Below are 16,573 nucleotides of genomic sequence, written 5' to 3' on the forward strand. Positions count from 1 at the left end.
CTTTTCTCCATATTGTGCTATAATGCTAGAGTGCTAGTGTTGAAGATTTGGGGAAAATGCCAAATACATAGAATAGTCAGTCACCAAGAGGCGTAATTATATATGGTTTACGGAGGTCACACCGCTTGGGGTGAGGAGGAACACAAAATCATATGACGGATTCCCAGCTGATTCAAGAGATCAAACAAGGCAATGTGGAATTATATTCGGAATTGATGCGTCGTTATCAGAGGAAAATTTTAGCGTTTGTTTATCATATGTTGAAGAGCTCCGGGATGGAGGTAATGGCTGAGGACTTGTGTTCGGAAACGTTCTACAAAGCTTTTCGCAGCCTGAGCTCCTTTCGGGAGGTGGATGCCTCCTTCTCGACATGGCTTTATACCATCGCACGCAATACGGTGCTGAGCGAGCTGCGCAAGCAGCGCAGCGGCACGCTATCGCTTGAGGAGAGCGGCGTTGTACCGATCGCGCCTAACGAAGGGGCGCCAGAGCAGGCGATCCTGCGCAGTGAACGTGTACATATGGTTAGAGAAGCGATTAAGAAACTCCCGGAAAAGCAGAGATCAGCCTTGATCCTGCGGGAGTATGATCAATTGGATTATCAGGAAATTGCCGACATTCTCGGGCAAAGCGTCAGCTCTGTCAAGTCGCTGCTGTTTCGTGCGCGGGGCAGTGTGAAAATTCAGCTTGAACCGTATTTCTATGAGCCGGATTTCGAGGAGCTGAAAGGGATGAAAAGCAGATGACTTGCGAAGAAGCCCAGCAGCTGATGGAGATTGTCTGGGATTTGCCTGAGCATGATCTGCGGCGAAGACGGCTGCAGGATCATCTCCAGGGCTGCCGGTCATGTGCGGCTGAGTACGAAATGTGGGTCGAGAGCATGGAAATGGTTCATTCGCTGAAGCATGAGGTGTCCGATATCGAGGCAGAGAACGTGAACCGAAACGTGATGGATCGAATCTATCGCGATTTCCCGTGGCTCGTTGAGGAAACTTCGAAGAGCAGTGCCATCAGCCGGGTGTTTCGAAAGCGTCTGATCATATGGATTGCCGGCTTCCTGGCGCTGTTCGTGTCCAGCCTGTTGTACTTCGCCTTGACCGGCAGCAGCAGTGAGCCACAGCCGGAGGCTGCCCCGACGGGCATTATTCCTACAGGCGTGGCCGGGAGCAACTACGGAAGCTATAACATTCCGAAAACGAACAGTGGGATTATCGATCCGTTTGTCGCCGGGATGAAACCGACCGAGCCTGAATACTGGATGGTTCTTTCCATACTCGGTGTCGGGCTGGCCTTGATCTTCTTACGGAGGTTGAACCGGGTACGACGATAGATATAGAATAGGTGGAAAAGGAGTGAGGCCGCTATGCTGATTGGATTTGTTCGCCATGGACTGACAGATTGGAACGCACAGGGCAAAATTCAGGGACAGACGGATATTCCTCTCAATGATGAAGGACGCAACCAGGCGCGTCTTCTGGGCCAGCGGCTTCAGCAGGAGCCGCATTCCTGGGACTTCATCGTCAGCAGCGGATTATCGCGGGCCGAAGAGACGGCGCAGATCATTTCATCCTTCATCGACGTGCCGCTGCACGCTCCGGACGCCCGATTGCGCGAGCGCTCCTACGGCCAGGCCGAAGGCTTGACGGCAGAGCAGCGGGAAGAGCGCTTCGGTCCGGACTGGAGCCGCCGGGATGTCGGGCAGGAATCGGACGCCGCGCTGCAGGAGAGAGGGCTTTCCTTCTTGAAGGATATGCAGGATGAGCACCCTGATGCTCACATTCTGGTTGTGAGTCATGGCGGCTTTCTGGCTCAGCTGTACAAGGTGATATGCAGCGATTTGCAGCATGAGCGAATTGGGAATCTGTCCCTGACGATTATGGAAAGCAAGGGAGAGAACTGGTCGCCGATTCTGTACAACTGTACCCGCCATTTAATAACGAGCCAGTCTTGAGTTTTTTTCCGACACGGAGAAGATTAGGGAGAAGGTATATCCACAGGCAGTGCTGCCTGGCGGATTGCCTTCTTTTTTGTTTTAGTAGAAATTGTAGATGATCCTTCGGATGAATCATGATAGACGAGAGTTTGACATAAGCTGGTAACAGAAGGGTTGTCCCGCTAACATTCTACCGAACGATGCGATATGTTATAGCTCCCTGAAAAATTTAGCGTGAATGTTTATACGGCGCCATTTTCGTTAAAAATGGGAATCAGGACAGCGAGAGTTGAAAGAGTAGGGTGCCGGAGGCTGCCAGCTTGATTTATTCAAGACCGGTCAGGTATCAAAACATTCAATCCATCCCATAATGGAATTAAAACCATACCTGGAACCCGGGATGGATAACGGCGAGGCGATGGTAGATGAATCTAGCGGATATGCTGACGTATGCCGACATCGGACAATTGAGCAATATTGCCAACCACTATCAGTGTGATGCCAAAAGAAACTCGAAGCATGAACTGATTCAGAGCATTTTGTCCAAGCTTGGGCGCAGGGATTTTGTCGAGGAGCAGGTACGTGTGTTATCGGCAAAGGATTTGCGCTTTCTGAACAACCTTGTGTTTGACGCCCGCAGCGGATACAGCCTGGAAGAACTGATTGCAGCCATACGTCATTCTTCCGTTGAGGATGAACCGAAGGCTGCCGGAGAGGAAAGTCCCCGGGATGCTGTTGCCAGGTACCGCCGCAGCGGCTGGTTATTTAACGGCTTCACGCATTCGACCAAATACTTGTTTCAGGTGCCGGCCGATTTAAAGGAACGCTTCCGGGAGGTGCTCCGGGAAAAACTGCTGGAGGATCTCGAATATGCAGCGCAGGAGCCGGAGGCTTACCGTGACGAGCAAGGGCTTGCGGCCGAGGACATGCTGCTCTTCCTCCGGTTCGTCGAGCGGCATGATATTGAGCTCAATCAGGAAGGCTTTATGTACCGGCGGCATCAGCAGCAGCTGATGGCAGCCTTGCATATACCGGAGCCGCTCATCACGAAGGGGGCGTGGCGCTTTGGGTACGGGCGTTCCTGCATCGAATACCCGGACCGGTTCTCGCTGCTGTACGACTATGCATACGCACGTCAGTGGGTTCGGGAGCAAGGCGCAAGGCTGGTGCTCACCGATCGCGGGAAGGCTGTCCTGGATGAAGGAAATCAAGTTAGCGTGTTGCAGATATTCCGCTTTTGGTTAAGACTCTATAAAGGGGCTGTCCCCAACATTACCTCGCTCGTATACTGGATCAGCCAGTGTGCACAAGAGTGGGTGACGGCGGAGTCGATGCAGAAATCGCTCTGCTGGTTAATCCGTCCCTTCTATTACGATTCGCCGCATAACATTTTGCAGCTGCGTGTTATCCGGATGCTGATGCATCTGGGCATGCTGAGAATCGGAGAGAGCGAGCGGGACGGAACGGTGATCCGAATGACAGCCCTTGGGATGAAAGCGGCAGAAGCGAGCCTGCACATCGGGGATTCCAAAGATTTTATCCATTGACAGAACAAGGTGCGCATTGCTACAATCACTCCCACCAAATTAAAGGAGTGATCGGTAATGGAGATCGGGTATTCGGGGGCTTTCCCTTCGGTTCACTCGTCGGTATTTGTCGCTGAAGGTGTCAAACTGATCGGCAATGTTCGGGTCGGGGCTGATTCGAGCATCTGGTTTAACGCGGTGCTGCGGGGCGATCTGGCACCTATCACCATCGGCGAACGCTGCAACATACAGGATGGCGTTGTCGGACATGTCAATGCAGGACAACCGCTACTGCTCGAAGATGAAGTATCGGTTGGACATTCGGCGATTATTCACGGCTGCACCATCGGCAAAGGCTCGCTGATCGGGATGGGCGCCATCCTGCTGAACGGAGCGGAGCTCGGTGAGTATGCCTTGATCGGCGCAGGTTCTGTCGTCACGGAGAACACCAGGATTCCCCCGTATACATTATGCCTTGGCACACCGGCCAGAGTGGTGCGGGAGCTGACCGACGCGGATCTGCAAAGGATGAAGGTCACGATGGAAAGCTATGTGATCAAAGGGAAGGAATACAAGACATTGTAAAATTCAGTTTGGAGGTGCATCCTAATGGATAAGATGAAGGTTACTTACGAAGTTATGTTAAGTCTGGCTGCTGAGATGGTATGGGACGAAGCTTTGCGCAAGCATCGGAGCGAGGAGCTGTATAAGGAAATAGACGCAGCCCTGGCTTCCGGCGACGAAGTGGCTTTCCGAACCCTGACGGATGAACTGAAGACTTTGAACTAAGGATTTTTGCATACAAAAGGGGAGCGCTAGGATGGCGGCCGCAATAGATAGAGCAAGGTGATCAACTGGGTCTGTCTATATGTTTTGTCACAGGTGCGGACAGAGGCGAAGTTTGCAAAACCGAAGAAATGCCGATCGGCATTTCTTTTTTTCTTTTTTTGCACTATAGATCATCTACTCTTATAATGTAAGAAAATATTGCAGGTTATAGAAAGGATGCATCAGCAGTGAAATTCAGCGAAGTGGAAGAAGCGTCATGGCCAGGGCTGGCCCTCTATTTTGATACGTGTCTGATCCCGTATACCGGGCTGTCAGGCGGAGAGAGCCCTTGGGAGGTCACAGCTGCACTGGAGCGGCTCCGAGATTTCATGGATCTTGTTGAAATCCCCTTTAAAGGAAGAATTGTTACATATCCTGCCGTACAATATGGCAATCCTAATGATATGAAGCTGCTTAACGAGGTTTGTCGAAATGTCAAATCCGGCGGTTTTAAATATGTGGTGGTTGTGTCGGCAGATGTGGCGATCTCGGAAGAGGATGTACCTGAAAGCGCACTCGTCCTGTCCCGGCGCAGCATTGACATTCCAGAGGGCAAGCCGCTTGCGGCGGTTGTATCCCAAAAAATCAGCGAGATGTGGATGGGGGCAGCCCAAAGCTAAATGTGACGAAAATTCAACAATTTATTGATGGACTATTGGAAGCGAACCCAATTTTGGGCTTCAAATTCTTGACGGTCTGGGGTGCCTAATATATTATTATTATGTCCTAGTAAGTCGTGTGATTTAGATCATTGAGAACACATGAGAACGGTTGACAAAGGGGGTTGAACACAGAATGAGCAGCAACCACATTGACGAGCATGAAGAGTCGCACAATCCACCCCGTCTGAAAGAGATGTCCCGCAGACAATTTCTTACATACACATTGGGCGGTGCCACGGCTTATATGGCAGCGGGCGTAGTTTTGCCGATGCTTCGCTTCGCCGTGGATCCGATTCTTCAGAATAGGGAAGATGGATCATTCGTTAAGGTCGTTGAGGAGAGCAAAATTACGAGTGAGCCACAGGAATTCCATTTTGAACTCCAGCAGCAGGACGGATGGTACAACAGTACAGCTACGCTGACTGCGTGGATTCGTAAAAACGACGAGGGTAAAATAGTAGCGCTTTCACCGATTTGTAAGCATTTGGGATGTCTTGTTGGTTGGAACAACAACCAAAACTTCGCAAATGAGTACTACTGCCCTTGCCACGGTGCAAGATATACGGCAGACGGAAAGAACCTGGCGGTTGCACCGAAGCCGCTGGACGAGTATATGACCAAGATCGATAACGGCTGGATATACCTCGGCGAAATTGTACCTAATACTGTAGTAGAATAGGAGGCGTAGATTCGGATGTTGAAGAATGTCTACAACTGGATTGACGAACGTCTTGATATCACGCCGATCTGGAGAGACGTTGCGGATCACGAGGTTCCGGAGCACGTGAACCCAGCGCATCATTTCTCCGCATTTGTGTACTGTTTCGGCGGGTTGACGTTTTTCATCACAGTCATCCAGATCTTGTCAGGGATGTTCCTGACGATGTATTACGTTCCGGATATCATTAACGCATATAACAGTGTTGAATATTTGCAGACCCAGGTTGCCTTCGGACAAATTGTTCGCGGGATGCACCACTGGGGAGCGAGTCTGGTTATCGTAATGATGTTCCTGCATACGATGCGCGTGTTCTTCACAGGCTCTTACAAAGCGCCGCGTGAAATGAACTGGGTTGTCGGCATGCTGATTTTCTTTGTTATGCTGGGCCTTGGCCTGACAGGCTACCTGCTTCCATGGGATAACAAAGCTTACTTTGCAACAAAGGTAACACTGGAAATTGCGAACTCCGTACCATGGGCCGGACCGGTAATTAAAGAGTTGCTGCAAGGCGGTACGATTGTAGGTGCCGAAACGCTAACCCGTTTCTTCGCCATTCACGTATTCTTCCTTCCAGCGGTCCTTCTTGCCTTATTGGTTGCGCACTTTATTATGATCCGCAGACAAGGTATTTCGGGACCACTATAAGAAGAAGGGAGGCGCATCTTTATGGCACACGGTCATAAATCTGATGAAAAAGTAGTATACGTTGGCGATTCGCGTGTGAAAAAGGGCAACGGCTGGGTTGTGCCACCGGATTACACGGCATATCCAGGCAAGTCAGAAGCGTTCATTCCTAACTTCTTGCTCAAGGAATGGATGGTTGGTGTAGTTGTGCTTGTCGGCTTTTTGGTGCTGACGATCTCGGAGCCTGCTCCACTCGGTTATCCAGCTGATCCGGGCGCTACGGTTATCCCGATGCCGGACTGGTACTTCTTGTTCCTGTACGAGTATCTGAAGCTGCCGTATGCATCCGGGGACTATGTCGTGCTCGGAACGATCGGCGTAACGGGTATCGCATTTGGTGCGCTGCTGCTCGTGCCTTTCCTGGATACAGGGAAGGAGCGCCGTTTCTATAAGCGGCCGATCACTTCCTCGCTGATGATTCTGTCGCTTCTGGCGATCGTGTATCTGACCAACTCTGCATGGACTCACTATGTTCATGAGCTGGAAGCTAGCGGTCAGAAGCCGGAGCATATCCAGCGGGAAGAAGAAGCGCATGAACGGCATGCTGCTGGTCTGCCGACCTCGAATGCGAAGCAGCCGCAAGAGCAAGAGGTTGCCATTGTGGATCCGGATAATCCGGCTATGGAAATTTATAAGAAAGCTACCTGCATCAACTGCCACGCTGCAGATCTGAAAGGGCAAGGCGCTCCTTCCTTGCGCGGTGTCGGTGATACGCACTCGAAGGAAGAAATTCTGGCGATTATTCATAATGGTCAGGGCAACATGCCTCCGATGACGCAGGCTGCGGAAGCTGCTGGCGTAACAGAGGAACAGCTTGATCAGCTGGCAGAATGGCTGGCAAGCCAGAAATCCAATACGGAGTAATAGGATGAACATCCCTAAGAAACCTGATCGCAGTTAGCGGTCAGGTTTCTTCTATTGTAATAGAAGCTTCATCCCATCAGGTCCGTGCAAGACATGGCTGGGTAGAGCATGCCGCGATAGGGCGCATACAGCTGGCAGGGCCGCTGACCTTGTGTGCCTGGTCTGGATATCCAAACTTTTGCATAGCCGACCCGGCGTGGTAAAATAAGACTTGCATTTCCGAAATCATGAGAACGGGAGGCTTTTGCTTGTCCATCAAACAACTTTGGAGTCGCAAATTTCTAGGCAATCGCTACATATTATGGTTATTGTTCATCACGAACCTGTTAGGCACCGTTTACGGTTACATATGGTATGGCAATCAGTTGAAATATACCTGGCAGGAAGGCCTCATATGGCAGCTTATCTTTGTACCGGATAGTCCGACAGCGAGTCTGTTCTTTACGATTGCGCTGTTTCTGCTGCTGTACCCGCCCAGAAGAATGCTTGGGATGCTGGCCCAGCAGCTGATTGAAGCGCTTGCGGTCGTCACCTCTGTCAAGTACGGGATCTGGGCGGTTGCGATCATCTTTGCCGGACAGTGGCAGGGGGATGTGCTCGTATGGCAGGACTGGATGCTGGTCGTCTCGCATACGGCCATGGCGGTGGAGGCGCTGCTGTATGTGCGGCTGTTCCATTTCCGCAGAGCGGCTCTGGCGGTGGCCATCGCCTGGACGCTGATCAACGATACGGTGGATTATACGTTTGGGGTATACCCTTGGTTGCCATCCGTCCTTCAGGACGATCTGGGCGCGGTTGAAATCTTCACCTTCTCGCTTACGCTATTCAGCGGCCTGCTGGCCTGGATCGCCTGGCGATTCGCCCGCAAGGGCCATGCGCTGCGCTGATCCGCCCGCTATGCTTGTTCTATCGGCATCCCTTCTGCCATACAATACGGTAGGAGGGATGTCCTGTGGTTCGAGTTGGTATCACATTCAAAATGGGAGCAGCACTGCTGCTGATGTTATGCCTGGTCTTCCCAACCGCCGAGCTGTCAATTTCATCAGCAATGGGGAAGTCGGTGCCGTCTGACGCATCAGCCATCCAGGCTGACGCGTTCAACAAACAGGTGGAGCAAATGTACCGCCATGTGCAGGACGGCCATATGCAGGCCGTTCAGGAGGATCTGCGCCGGATATCCAGCTTGTTCGAAGCTTCTTCCTTTGAGGGGCTGACCGGGGTGGAAGGCATTCATATATTGGCAGAGTGCATTATTGAGATGAAGGAAGCGACAGCTAGAGCCTCGGCGGAGCCGCAGCATTGGATGCTGGCCGCAGGCAAGCTGCGGTTGGCGGCGGACAGCCTTGTCCATACGCACGATGCGCTGTGGCTGCAATATTTTAAATTAATTCGCGAAGATTTGCAGTTGATGGATCAGCATGCCGCTAAGGGCGATGCCCGCTCCGTGAAAACCGCTTATGAAAATTTAAAGCAGCGCCATGAGCTGATCCGGCCGGCGATGGTCATCCAGCGCAAGCCGGAGGAAGTGAACATGCTGGATTCCTGGTTATCGTATGCTGGCGGTGTCACCGCCTCCTCGGATCTGGAGCAGGTACGGAAGATCGTTCCGCAAGGGGAGGAGCTGATCAATATGCTGTTCGGCAAGAAGAAGGATGAGCCAGCTCTGGCTCCGCTCAGCGAAGCCAAGGACCCCTGGGCCTGGCAGCTCGTGCTGGCCGCATTCATTGTTGCTGCACTCACGTTTGTAGGCTACCGCAAATACCGGGGGCAGCAATATACCTCGAAGCCGATTTTTCCTCGTAAAATGTAACAAGAAGAGCCATCCAGTCCGGCTTCTACCGGCAGATGGCTCTCTTTGTTGCGTTATTCTTCTCTAAATCCTTCGCCGTGCACATCATTGACATCATTAATAATAATGAACGCTCTCGGATCGACCGATTTGGCGATGCCGGTCAACCGGCGAATTTCATGTCTGGACACCACGCAGTAAGCCATATGCTTGGCTCGCTTCGAGTATACGCCGATGGCGGGAATAAGGGTTACCCCGCGCTCCATCTCCACCGTGATCCGGTCGGCGATTTCCGGCGCGTGATCGCTAATGATGGTGAAGGCCTTGGCAGCGTACGCCCCTTCCTGGATAAAGTCAATCACCCGCGCTGCGATAAAGACGGCAACCAGCGTATATAGAATCTGTTCCAGCTCAATGTAGATCAGCGACAGCCCGATAATGATCACATCGAGTGTCAGAATGATCTGTCCCATGCTGAATCCGAATTTCCGGTTCAAAATGCGGGCGATGATGTCGGAGCCTCCGGTCGTTCCTCCGAAGCGGAATACGATGCCAAGTCCGGCTCCCAGCGTGACGCCCGCATATAAGGAGGCCAGGATGTAGTCGTGCTCGGTTTGAAACGGAATGATCCAGCCCCGGTCGATCAAAGTCTCAAACAGCCACAAAAACAGGGTCAGAGCAGCGATCCCGATCCCGGTATAGATGGACTGCCTGGCTCCCAGAATTTTAAATCCGACCAGGAACAACGGAATGTTCAGCACGAGCGTCGAGATGGACGGCGAAATCTCAAACGCGTAGTTCAGCAGTACCGTAATCCCGGTTACGCCGCCTTCCATGAGATGATTCGGAATAATGAAGTAGAGCAGGCCGAATGCATAAATTGCGGTGCCGACCAAAATCGGAACAATCGTTTGAATCTGTTTGAACCAAAGTGACGTTTTCATAGTACCCCTCGCATTTTCGAATAAATAACAATTTGTTGTCCATCATCTGGCGCTGACTTTCTTAGTATATACCGATATCGGGATTGAATAAAAAATTATTTGTTTTCAAAACCGCTTTACGATAACATAGGTGTAAAACACGCTCATATATTCAACAGCATGCTGCGTTTGTGTGAAAGGAGTCTTGACGTGTGAGTAAATCATTGGCTGACATGCAGCAGGAAGTGGATCAATACATATCTCAATTTAAAGAAGGCTATTTCAGCCCGCTGTCGATGATGGCCCGCATGTCCGAGGAAGTCGGCGAGCTGGCCAGGGAAGTGAATCACCGCTATGGCGAGAAGCCGAAGAAGGCTGACGAAGCGGAGAACTCCATCGAGATGGAGCTTGGAGATATATTGTTTATTACGATTTGCTTTGCCAATTCACTCGGTATTGATCTGACGGAGGCGCATAACAAGGTGATGCACAAGTTTGCTACGCGGGATGCCGACCGCTGGACGAAAAAGGACACCGATTGATCCCGAGCTTCATATGCTGTACCATAACCCGCTGCAGGGGAGGGACAGCCCGTGAAGTCGGAAGAATACATTCAAAACGCATATCAATGCATCCTCCAAAATGATTTTGAAGAAGCGATTCGCTGGTTTGAAGCTGCGATTGCAGCCAATCCCGGTGATGCGGAGGTGCATTATCGATGCTCGATCACCTATGGCAGAAGCGACAAGCTGGATATGGCCATTGACCATGCGGAGGAAGCGGTCAGGCTGCAGCCGGACAAACCTGAATATCGCCTCCATCTCCAGCATATTAAAGCGATTGTGCTTGTCCAGCAGGTGCGGGCAATGGTGGAAGGCAGAAGCGATATCACGCCGGCAAAGCTGTATGAAGCTGTTGCTCTGCTGAAGTCGGCGATCGCCATGGACCCGCTCTATCCCCAGGCATATGTATGGCTGGCACTGGTGTATAGCGAGCTTAACGAGCATTCACTCGCGATCTCAACGCTTAAGAAAGCGATTGGGCTCTATCCGCAGGAAAGCGGCCTTCAACACATTATGGAGGAATTGAAGCAGCGATTGAAATCCTATCTGTACGAATCAAACGAACCATCTACGGAGTGAAAGCGAGGATATTAGATATGACAAATCCAATTTCAGTAGCAGTTGTAGGTGCCGGGGGCCGTATGGGCCGAGAGGTAGTCAAATTGGTGCTGGGCGACAGTGAGCTACAGCTGGCTGCAGCTGTAGGGCTCAGCGATGCCGGCAAAGATGCGGGGACGATGGTAGGTCTGCCTGCCTGCGGAATCGAAGTGACCTCGGATCTTGAAATGGCGCTGGTGGAAACGAAGCCCGACGTCATGGTCGATTTTACGACTCCGCAATTTGCTTATGCCAACACGGCAACGGCCATTAAGCATGGAGTTCGTCCAATCATGGGGACAACGGGCTTCACCCCGGAGCAAATTGAAGAGCTGGACAAGCTGTGCACCGAGCGCGGGATCGGCGGTCTGATTGCTCCGAACTTCTCCATCGGCGCGATTCTAATGATGAAATTTGCCGCGCAGGCTGCCAAATACTTGCCGCATGTCGAGATTATTGAAACGCATGGAGACCAGAAGCTTGACGCGCCTTCCGGCACCTCGATCAAAACGGCGGAGATGATCGCAGCCAACCGTGAGGAAATCCGCCAGGGAAATCCGAAGGAGGAAGAGGTGATTGAAGGGGCGCGCGGCGGCTACTACAACGGTTTCCGCATTCATAGCGTACGTCTTCCGGGGGTGTTTGCCCAGCAGGAGGTTATTTTCGGCGGATATGGTCAAAGCCTGAAGATCCGGCATGATTCCTACGAGCGGGCTGGTTACATGCCAGGTGTGAAAATGGCGATTGAAAAGGTAATGGGATATACAGGGATGATTTATGGGTTTGATCATTTTATAGACTAAGAGCCTGGGGGTTAACACATGATGAATATTGCATTTATCGCGCATGATCGTAAAAAAGACGAGATGGTCAATTTTGTAACTGCTTATGAACCGGTGTTTAAAGAGCATAAATTGTTCTCAACAGGAACGACTGGCACGCGGATTATGGAAAATACGAACCTGAACATTCATCGGTTTGAATCGGGCCCCCTTGGCGGCGACCAGCAGATTGGCGCGCTGGTGGCTCAGAATGAAATGGACCTGATCATATTCCTCAGAGATCCACTGATGGCGCAGCCGCATGAGCCGGACATCAACGCTCTTCTTCGTCTGTGCGATGTGCAGGGCATTCCGCTGGCAACGAATATCGCCACTGCTGAAATTCTCGTCAAAGCGCTGGATCGCGGCGATTTTGCCTGGAGAGAGCTGGTACATAAATATAAACCGGGCGTTGATCTTGGATGAGTGAGAAGCTGGATATTTTAATATTCGGCGCTCATGCGGATGACGCTGAAATCGGCATGGCCGGAACCATTGCCAAGCATACGGCGGCCGGTTTGTCCGTAGGCATATGCGATCTGACGCAGGCCGAGCTATCCTCCAATGGGACGGTGTCCCTACGCAAGGAGGAAGCGGCGGCGGCAGCTGAAGTGCTGAATTTGACCGTCCGCACCAATCTGGGTCTCCCGGACCGCGGATTGTTTGTCACGCCCGAGCATGTGGAGCGGGTTACAGAAGTCATTCGCAAGCATGCGCCATCGATCGTGTTCGCGCCTTATTGGGAGGATCGCCATCCTGACCATGTTGCATGCAGCCGGCTCGTGGAAGAGGCGGTGTTCAATGCGAAGCTGCGCCGTTATATGCCGGACCAACCGGCAGTGAAGGTGGACGGGCTCTATTTTTATTATATTAATGATATGGGACAAGCAGATCTGATCGTGGACGTTACGGACGTCTATGATATCAAGGAGCAGGCGCTCTCCTGCTATCGCTCGCAGTTCGAGAAATCAGCAGACGATGCGGTGTCTACACCGTTAACGGAAGGATACATCGAGCGCGTTCGGGCCAGAGACGCCCTTCTTGGCGGACGGAAGCTTATTCCGTACGCCGAAGGCTTTGCAACGAAAAGTCCGTATGAGGTTCATCTATTTGGCTTCTAACCGGCATAATATAGACAGAAGTGAACATAAAGGAGGCCTTACCATTGAATCAACGACCGTTAAAAATCGGGATCACCTGCTATCCATCATTGGGGGGGTCCGGTGTGGTGGCGACGGAGCTTGGCAAGCTTCTGGCAGAGCAGGGTCACCAGGTTCACTTTATTGCACATAGCATTCCGTTTCGGCTCGGATCATTTCATAAAAATATTTGCTATCATGAAGTAGAAGTGAACGATTATTATGTGTTCCGCTACCCGCCTTACGATCTGTCGCTGGCCAGCAAAATGGCGCAGGTAGCCAACATGCAGCAGCTGGACGTGCTGCATGTCCATTATGCGGTTCCGCATGCGGTGTGCGCGTTCCTGGCCAAAAAAATGGTCGGCGATCAATTGAAAGTCGTCACAACGCTCCACGGGACCGACATTACCGTTCTGGCACAGGATGAATCGCTGAAGGATCTGATCCGGCTGGCGATTAATGAGAGTGATGCGGTGACGGCGGTATCCCAGGATTTGATCTCGGAAACACGTGAGCTGCTCGATATTACGCGAGATATCGATTTAACATATAACTTTGTGGATCCGCGGGTGTATTATCCGCGCGATGTGGACGCCCTTCGTCTCGATTATGCACAGCCGGGCGAGAAAATATTGATGCACATCTCCAATTTCCGGCCGGTCAAACGTGTCGGTGACGTCCTTGAGATTTTTGCACGGGTAAATGAGGAAGTGCCGTCGAAGCTGCTGCTGGTCGGGGAAGGCCCGGATCTGCCGAAGATCCAGTGCCGCATTCAGGAGCTTGGCTTGAACGACCGCGTGTTCTTCCTGGGCAAGAAGGATGAAATCGCCCACGTCATCTCGATGGCCGATGTGCTGCTGCTGCCGTCGGAGAAGGAAAGCTTCGGACTCGTCGCATTGGAAGCGATGGGATGCGGCGTCCCGACCGTTGGCTCGGAGGCCGGCGGAATTCCAGAGCTGGTAGCCCACGGCGAGACCGGTTTTCTGGCGCCGATCGGGGACACCGATGCGATGGCTGAATATGCGATTCGGATATTGAAGGATGACGGGCTGAGAGACAACCTGCGCAAAGCCTGTCTTGAGCGGGCGACAACGATGTTTTCCAACGACCGGATTCGTAAAGAATATGAACAGATCTATTATCGCGTGCTAGGGCAGGAGGTTGGCGAGCTGAATCCGGTGTGCGGATGAGGCTGGCTCTGCTGTCTGTTATGTCAGTATAAAAGGAACGGTATTTACAATGGGCAACAACCATGAACATACGGTGGCGTGGCGCCATGCGCATCCCGATATGGCCAGACGAAGCGGCGAAGTCATTCGTACGCTGCTTCGTCATGGGCATGAAGCTTACTGGGTAGGCGGATGCGTGCGGGATGAATATATGGGGAGGCCGGTCCACGATATGGACATTGCCACTTCGGCGCGTCCGGAGATCACCGCCGCGTTATTCCCGAAGGTCATCCCGACCGGGATGCAGCACGGAACGGTAACGGTGATGCATGAGGGCGAAGCCTTCGAAGTGACGACCTATCGGACCGAAACGGGATACGATGATCATCGCCGTCCATCGGAAGTCACCTTTGTGACAGATATTGAAGAGGATTTGCAGCGCCGGGATTTCACGATGAATGCAATGGCCCGCGGTCTCGACGGAGCCTGGGTAGACCCCTACGGGGGACGTAGGGATATTGAAGCGCGGCGCATTCGGTGTGTGGGCGATCCGAGGCTTCGGTTTCAGGAGGACGGGCTGCGAATGGTTCGCTGCATCCGCTTCGCCTCTGTGCTGGGCTTTGCGATTGCCCCCGGCACCTGGAGAGCGATTAAGTCCGAGCAGAAGACGCTGCGCTGGATTGCGATGGAGCGGATTCGCATCGAAATGGACAAGGTGATGGCCGGTCCGCATCCGCGGCGAGGACTGGTTCTGTTCGTACGCAGCGGGCTTTATGACCATATGAAGGTTCCATTTCCTTATACGGGTCATGAAGAAGCCTGGATGCGTGCCATCGACCATGTGGATTCGTGGCGCCTTGATGTTCGATGGGCGCTGCTGCTGCTCGGCTGCGGACTTGCATCCGCAGCGGCGGATCCGCTGCTGCGGGCCTGGACGTTCTCGAACAAGGACCGGGAGGCCATAAGTGCCATCCTGCGGTTCCAGGAGTTCTGGTTGCGGCTGAAGGATGAGGGGCGCAGTCAGGATCGCTTGGCCTGGATCAGGCTCGTCCTAGACTTCGGCGGCGGCGTTGCGGCGTCCTGGCTGACGATGCAGCATGCGCTCACAGCTGCGGGAGCGGAGGAAACTGCCGATACCGCTAAACTGGACGACTGGCTGCAGCAGATGGTGGTATACAGCTTGAAGGAGCTGAATGTTACGGGCAATGAGCTTCTGAGCGCCCTGGAGAAGCGCGGCGGGCCATGGCTTGGCGAGCTGCTGAATCAGTTGCTGATGCAGGTTGCCGCCGGCATCGTGCCCAATGACAAGAGCGCCTTGATTGATGAGGCGAGACGGGTGGTAATACATGAAGAAGGATGATGAGAAAGATTATACGCTGCTGGACATGTTTCTGGAGAACCCGGGCCAATTTCTATCCGGGGAAGAGATCAGCCGGAGGCTGTCCATCAGCCGTACGGCGGTATGGAAACAAATCAACAAGCTCCGTCAGGCAGGCTATGATTTTGAAGCTGTACCCCGGATGGGCTATCGGATGACCGATGCCCCGGACCAGCTGAGGGCGGAGGAGCTCATAGCGGGTCTATCGAGTGAACAATTCGGCAGGAACGTCGTGATCCTCGAGAGCACGACATCGACCCAGGAGGAAGCGCGCCTACTGGCCGAACAAGGCGCCGCCGAAGGCACGCTGGTCATCTCGGAGGAGCAGACCGGGGGCCGCGGCCGTATGGGGCGCAAGTTCCACTCGCCGCGCGGTAAGGGCATATGGATGAGCCTCATCCTTCGCCCGGAGCAGCCCCTTCATCTGACCCAGCAGCTGACATTGCTGACCGGGGTGGCGGTATGCCGGGGGATCCAGAAGGCAACGGGTATCCAGACGGATATTAAATGGCCGAACGACCTGCTTTTATCCGGGAAAAAGGTGTGCGGCATTCTGCTGGAATCGGCAGCAGAGGACGACCGGGTGCGCTATTGCATTGCCGGAATTGGCATCAGCGTCAATCTGAAGGAAGAGGATTTCCCGGAAGAGCTGAGGCCGATTGCAACCTCGCTGAGGCTTGCGGGCGGACAAGCCCTTAACCGCACGGTGCTGATCCAGCATATTATGTATGAGATGGAAGTGCTCTACAAGCTGTACAACGAGCAGGGCTTCCAGGCGATTGCTTCGCTGTGGGAGGCATTGTCCGGCACGATCCAGCGCGAGGTGAAGGTTCAATCGCAGCGGGGTGTCGTAACCGGAGTGGCCATCGGCCTGAATCCGTCAGGCGCGCTGCTGGTCAAGGTTGACGGCGACATCGTTCCGGTCTATTCCGGTGACGTGGAGTTCCATACGAGGTAAATGGATCATAGTGAAAAA

21 protein-coding genes are annotated in these 16,573 nt (G+C 52.8%); 20 read left to right on the forward strand and 1 reads right to left on the reverse strand.

Features of this window, described 5'->3' with window-relative positions:
- The first annotated feature begins 152 nt into the window (after positions 1 to 152).
- The 12 genes from CHH75_RS10135 to CHH75_RS10190 all read left to right on the forward strand — a co-directional run bounded on the left by CHH75_RS10135 (position 153) and on the right by CHH75_RS10190 (position 9,028).
- The gene (locus tag CHH75_RS10135) at positions 153 to 746 is read left to right on the forward strand and encodes an RNA polymerase sigma factor (RefSeq protein WP_095263526.1); all 594 of its coding nucleotides are present in this window, start codon (positions 153 to 155) and stop codon (positions 744 to 746) included.
- Positions 743 to 1,330 (forward strand): anti-sigma factor family protein, encoded by a 588-nt coding sequence (locus CHH75_RS10140; protein WP_095263527.1) that lies wholly within the window; start codon positions 743 to 745, stop codon positions 1,328 to 1,330. The genes CHH75_RS10135 and CHH75_RS10140 overlap by 4 nt, the downstream gene beginning before the upstream one ends.
- A 33-nt stretch (positions 1,331 to 1,363) precedes the next feature.
- Positions 1,364 to 1,951 carry a histidine phosphatase family protein gene (locus CHH75_RS10145; protein WP_095263528.1) on the forward strand — a complete coding sequence of 196 codons (588 nt, stop codon included), beginning with the start codon at positions 1,364 to 1,366 and terminating at the stop codon, positions 1,949 to 1,951.
- A 407-nt stretch (positions 1,952 to 2,358) separates the two neighbouring features.
- Positions 2,359 to 3,480 carry a hypothetical protein gene (locus CHH75_RS10150; protein WP_095398068.1) on the forward strand — a complete coding sequence of 374 codons (1,122 nt, stop codon included), beginning with the start codon at positions 2,359 to 2,361 and terminating at the stop codon, positions 3,478 to 3,480.
- A gap of 57 nt (positions 3,481 to 3,537) precedes the next feature.
- A complete protein-coding gene (locus CHH75_RS10155) occupies positions 3,538 to 4,044 on the forward strand; it encodes a gamma carbonic anhydrase family protein (RefSeq protein ID WP_095398069.1) in 507 nt (168 codons plus the stop codon).
- A 24-nt stretch (positions 4,045 to 4,068) separates the two neighbouring features.
- A complete protein-coding gene (locus CHH75_RS10160) occupies positions 4,069 to 4,248 on the forward strand; it encodes an IDEAL domain-containing protein (RefSeq protein WP_095263531.1) in 180 nt (59 codons plus the stop codon).
- 227 nt (positions 4,249 to 4,475) lie between these two features.
- Positions 4,476 to 4,907: a DUF2487 family protein gene (locus tag CHH75_RS10165; RefSeq protein WP_095263532.1), complete on the forward strand. Its 432-nt coding sequence runs from the start codon at positions 4,476 to 4,478 to the stop codon at positions 4,905 to 4,907.
- A 175-nt stretch (positions 4,908 to 5,082) separates the two neighbouring features.
- A complete protein-coding gene (locus CHH75_RS10170; RefSeq protein ID WP_095263533.1) occupies positions 5,083 to 5,628 on the forward strand; it encodes a Rieske (2Fe-2S) protein in 546 nt (181 codons plus the stop codon).
- Positions 5,629 to 5,643: 15 nt separating this feature from the next.
- Positions 5,644 to 6,315, forward strand: a complete 672-nt coding sequence (gene qcrB / locus CHH75_RS10175; protein ID WP_095263534.1) for a menaquinol-cytochrome c reductase cytochrome b subunit — start codon at positions 5,644 to 5,646, stop codon at positions 6,313 to 6,315.
- Between the two features lie 21 nt (positions 6,316 to 6,336).
- Positions 6,337 to 7,218, forward strand: a complete 882-nt coding sequence (locus tag CHH75_RS10180; protein WP_095263535.1) for a menaquinol-cytochrome c reductase cytochrome b/c subunit — start codon at positions 6,337 to 6,339, stop codon at positions 7,216 to 7,218.
- Positions 7,219 to 7,466: 248 nt separating this feature from the next.
- The gene (locus tag CHH75_RS10185; protein WP_095398070.1) at positions 7,467 to 8,105 is read left to right on the forward strand and encodes a DUF1405 domain-containing protein; all 639 of its coding nucleotides are present in this window, start codon (positions 7,467 to 7,469) and stop codon (positions 8,103 to 8,105) included.
- A gap of 65 nt (positions 8,106 to 8,170) precedes the next feature.
- A complete protein-coding gene (locus CHH75_RS10190; protein WP_244908068.1) occupies positions 8,171 to 9,028 on the forward strand; it encodes a sporulation protein YpjB in 858 nt (285 codons plus the stop codon).
- Positions 9,029 to 9,081: 53 nt separating this feature from the next.
- Here CHH75_RS10190 and CHH75_RS10195 read toward each other — a convergent pair whose 3' ends face one another.
- A complete protein-coding gene (locus tag CHH75_RS10195; RefSeq protein WP_095263537.1) occupies positions 9,082 to 9,951 on the reverse strand; it encodes a YitT family protein in 870 nt (289 codons plus the stop codon).
- A gap of 191 nt (positions 9,952 to 10,142) precedes the next feature.
- On the opposite strand from CHH75_RS10195, the gene CHH75_RS10200 reads away from it, so the two are divergent.
- Genes CHH75_RS10200 through CHH75_RS10235 form a run of 8 tightly spaced genes read left to right on the forward strand, consistent with a single transcriptional unit; the run spans position 10,143 to position 16,555 of the window.
- Entirely contained in the window at positions 10,143 to 10,472 is a 330-nt protein-coding gene (locus CHH75_RS10200) for a nucleotide pyrophosphohydrolase (protein WP_095263538.1), read from the forward strand.
- A gap of 51 nt (positions 10,473 to 10,523) precedes the next feature.
- The gene (locus CHH75_RS10205) at positions 10,524 to 11,072 is read left to right on the forward strand and encodes a tetratricopeptide repeat protein (protein ID WP_095398071.1); all 549 of its coding nucleotides are present in this window, start codon (positions 10,524 to 10,526) and stop codon (positions 11,070 to 11,072) included.
- A gap of 17 nt (positions 11,073 to 11,089) precedes the next feature.
- The gene (gene dapB, locus CHH75_RS10210; RefSeq protein ID WP_095263540.1) at positions 11,090 to 11,893 is read left to right on the forward strand and encodes a 4-hydroxy-tetrahydrodipicolinate reductase; all 804 of its coding nucleotides are present in this window, start codon (positions 11,090 to 11,092) and stop codon (positions 11,891 to 11,893) included.
- Positions 11,894 to 11,911: 18 nt separating this feature from the next.
- A complete protein-coding gene (mgsA, locus tag CHH75_RS10215) occupies positions 11,912 to 12,337 on the forward strand; it encodes a methylglyoxal synthase (RefSeq protein ID WP_176475518.1) in 426 nt (141 codons plus the stop codon).
- Positions 12,334 to 13,032, forward strand: a complete 699-nt coding sequence (gene bshB1 / locus CHH75_RS10220; protein ID WP_095263541.1) for a bacillithiol biosynthesis deacetylase BshB1 — start codon at positions 12,334 to 12,336, stop codon at positions 13,030 to 13,032. Before mgsA ends, bshB1 begins: the two co-directional genes overlap by 4 nt.
- 44 nt (positions 13,033 to 13,076) lie before the next feature.
- Complete coding sequence (gene bshA / locus CHH75_RS10225; RefSeq protein ID WP_095263542.1) at positions 13,077 to 14,240, forward strand: N-acetyl-alpha-D-glucosaminyl L-malate synthase BshA; 1,164 nt, start codon at positions 13,077 to 13,079, stop codon at positions 14,238 to 14,240.
- A 49-nt stretch (positions 14,241 to 14,289) separates the two neighbouring features.
- The gene (locus CHH75_RS10230; protein ID WP_095263543.1) at positions 14,290 to 15,579 is read left to right on the forward strand and encodes a CCA tRNA nucleotidyltransferase; all 1,290 of its coding nucleotides are present in this window, start codon (positions 14,290 to 14,292) and stop codon (positions 15,577 to 15,579) included.
- Positions 15,566 to 16,555: a biotin--[acetyl-CoA-carboxylase] ligase gene (locus CHH75_RS10235; RefSeq protein WP_095263544.1), complete on the forward strand. Its 990-nt coding sequence runs from the start codon at positions 15,566 to 15,568 to the stop codon at positions 16,553 to 16,555. The genes CHH75_RS10230 and CHH75_RS10235 overlap by 14 nt, the downstream gene beginning before the upstream one ends.
- Positions 16,556 to 16,573 lie beyond the last annotated feature (18 nt).

It is taken from the genome of Paenibacillus sp. 7541, assembly GCF_002276395.1.
Lineage (GTDB): Bacteria > Bacillota > Bacilli > Paenibacillales > Paenibacillaceae > Paenibacillus_AQ > Paenibacillus_AQ campinasensis.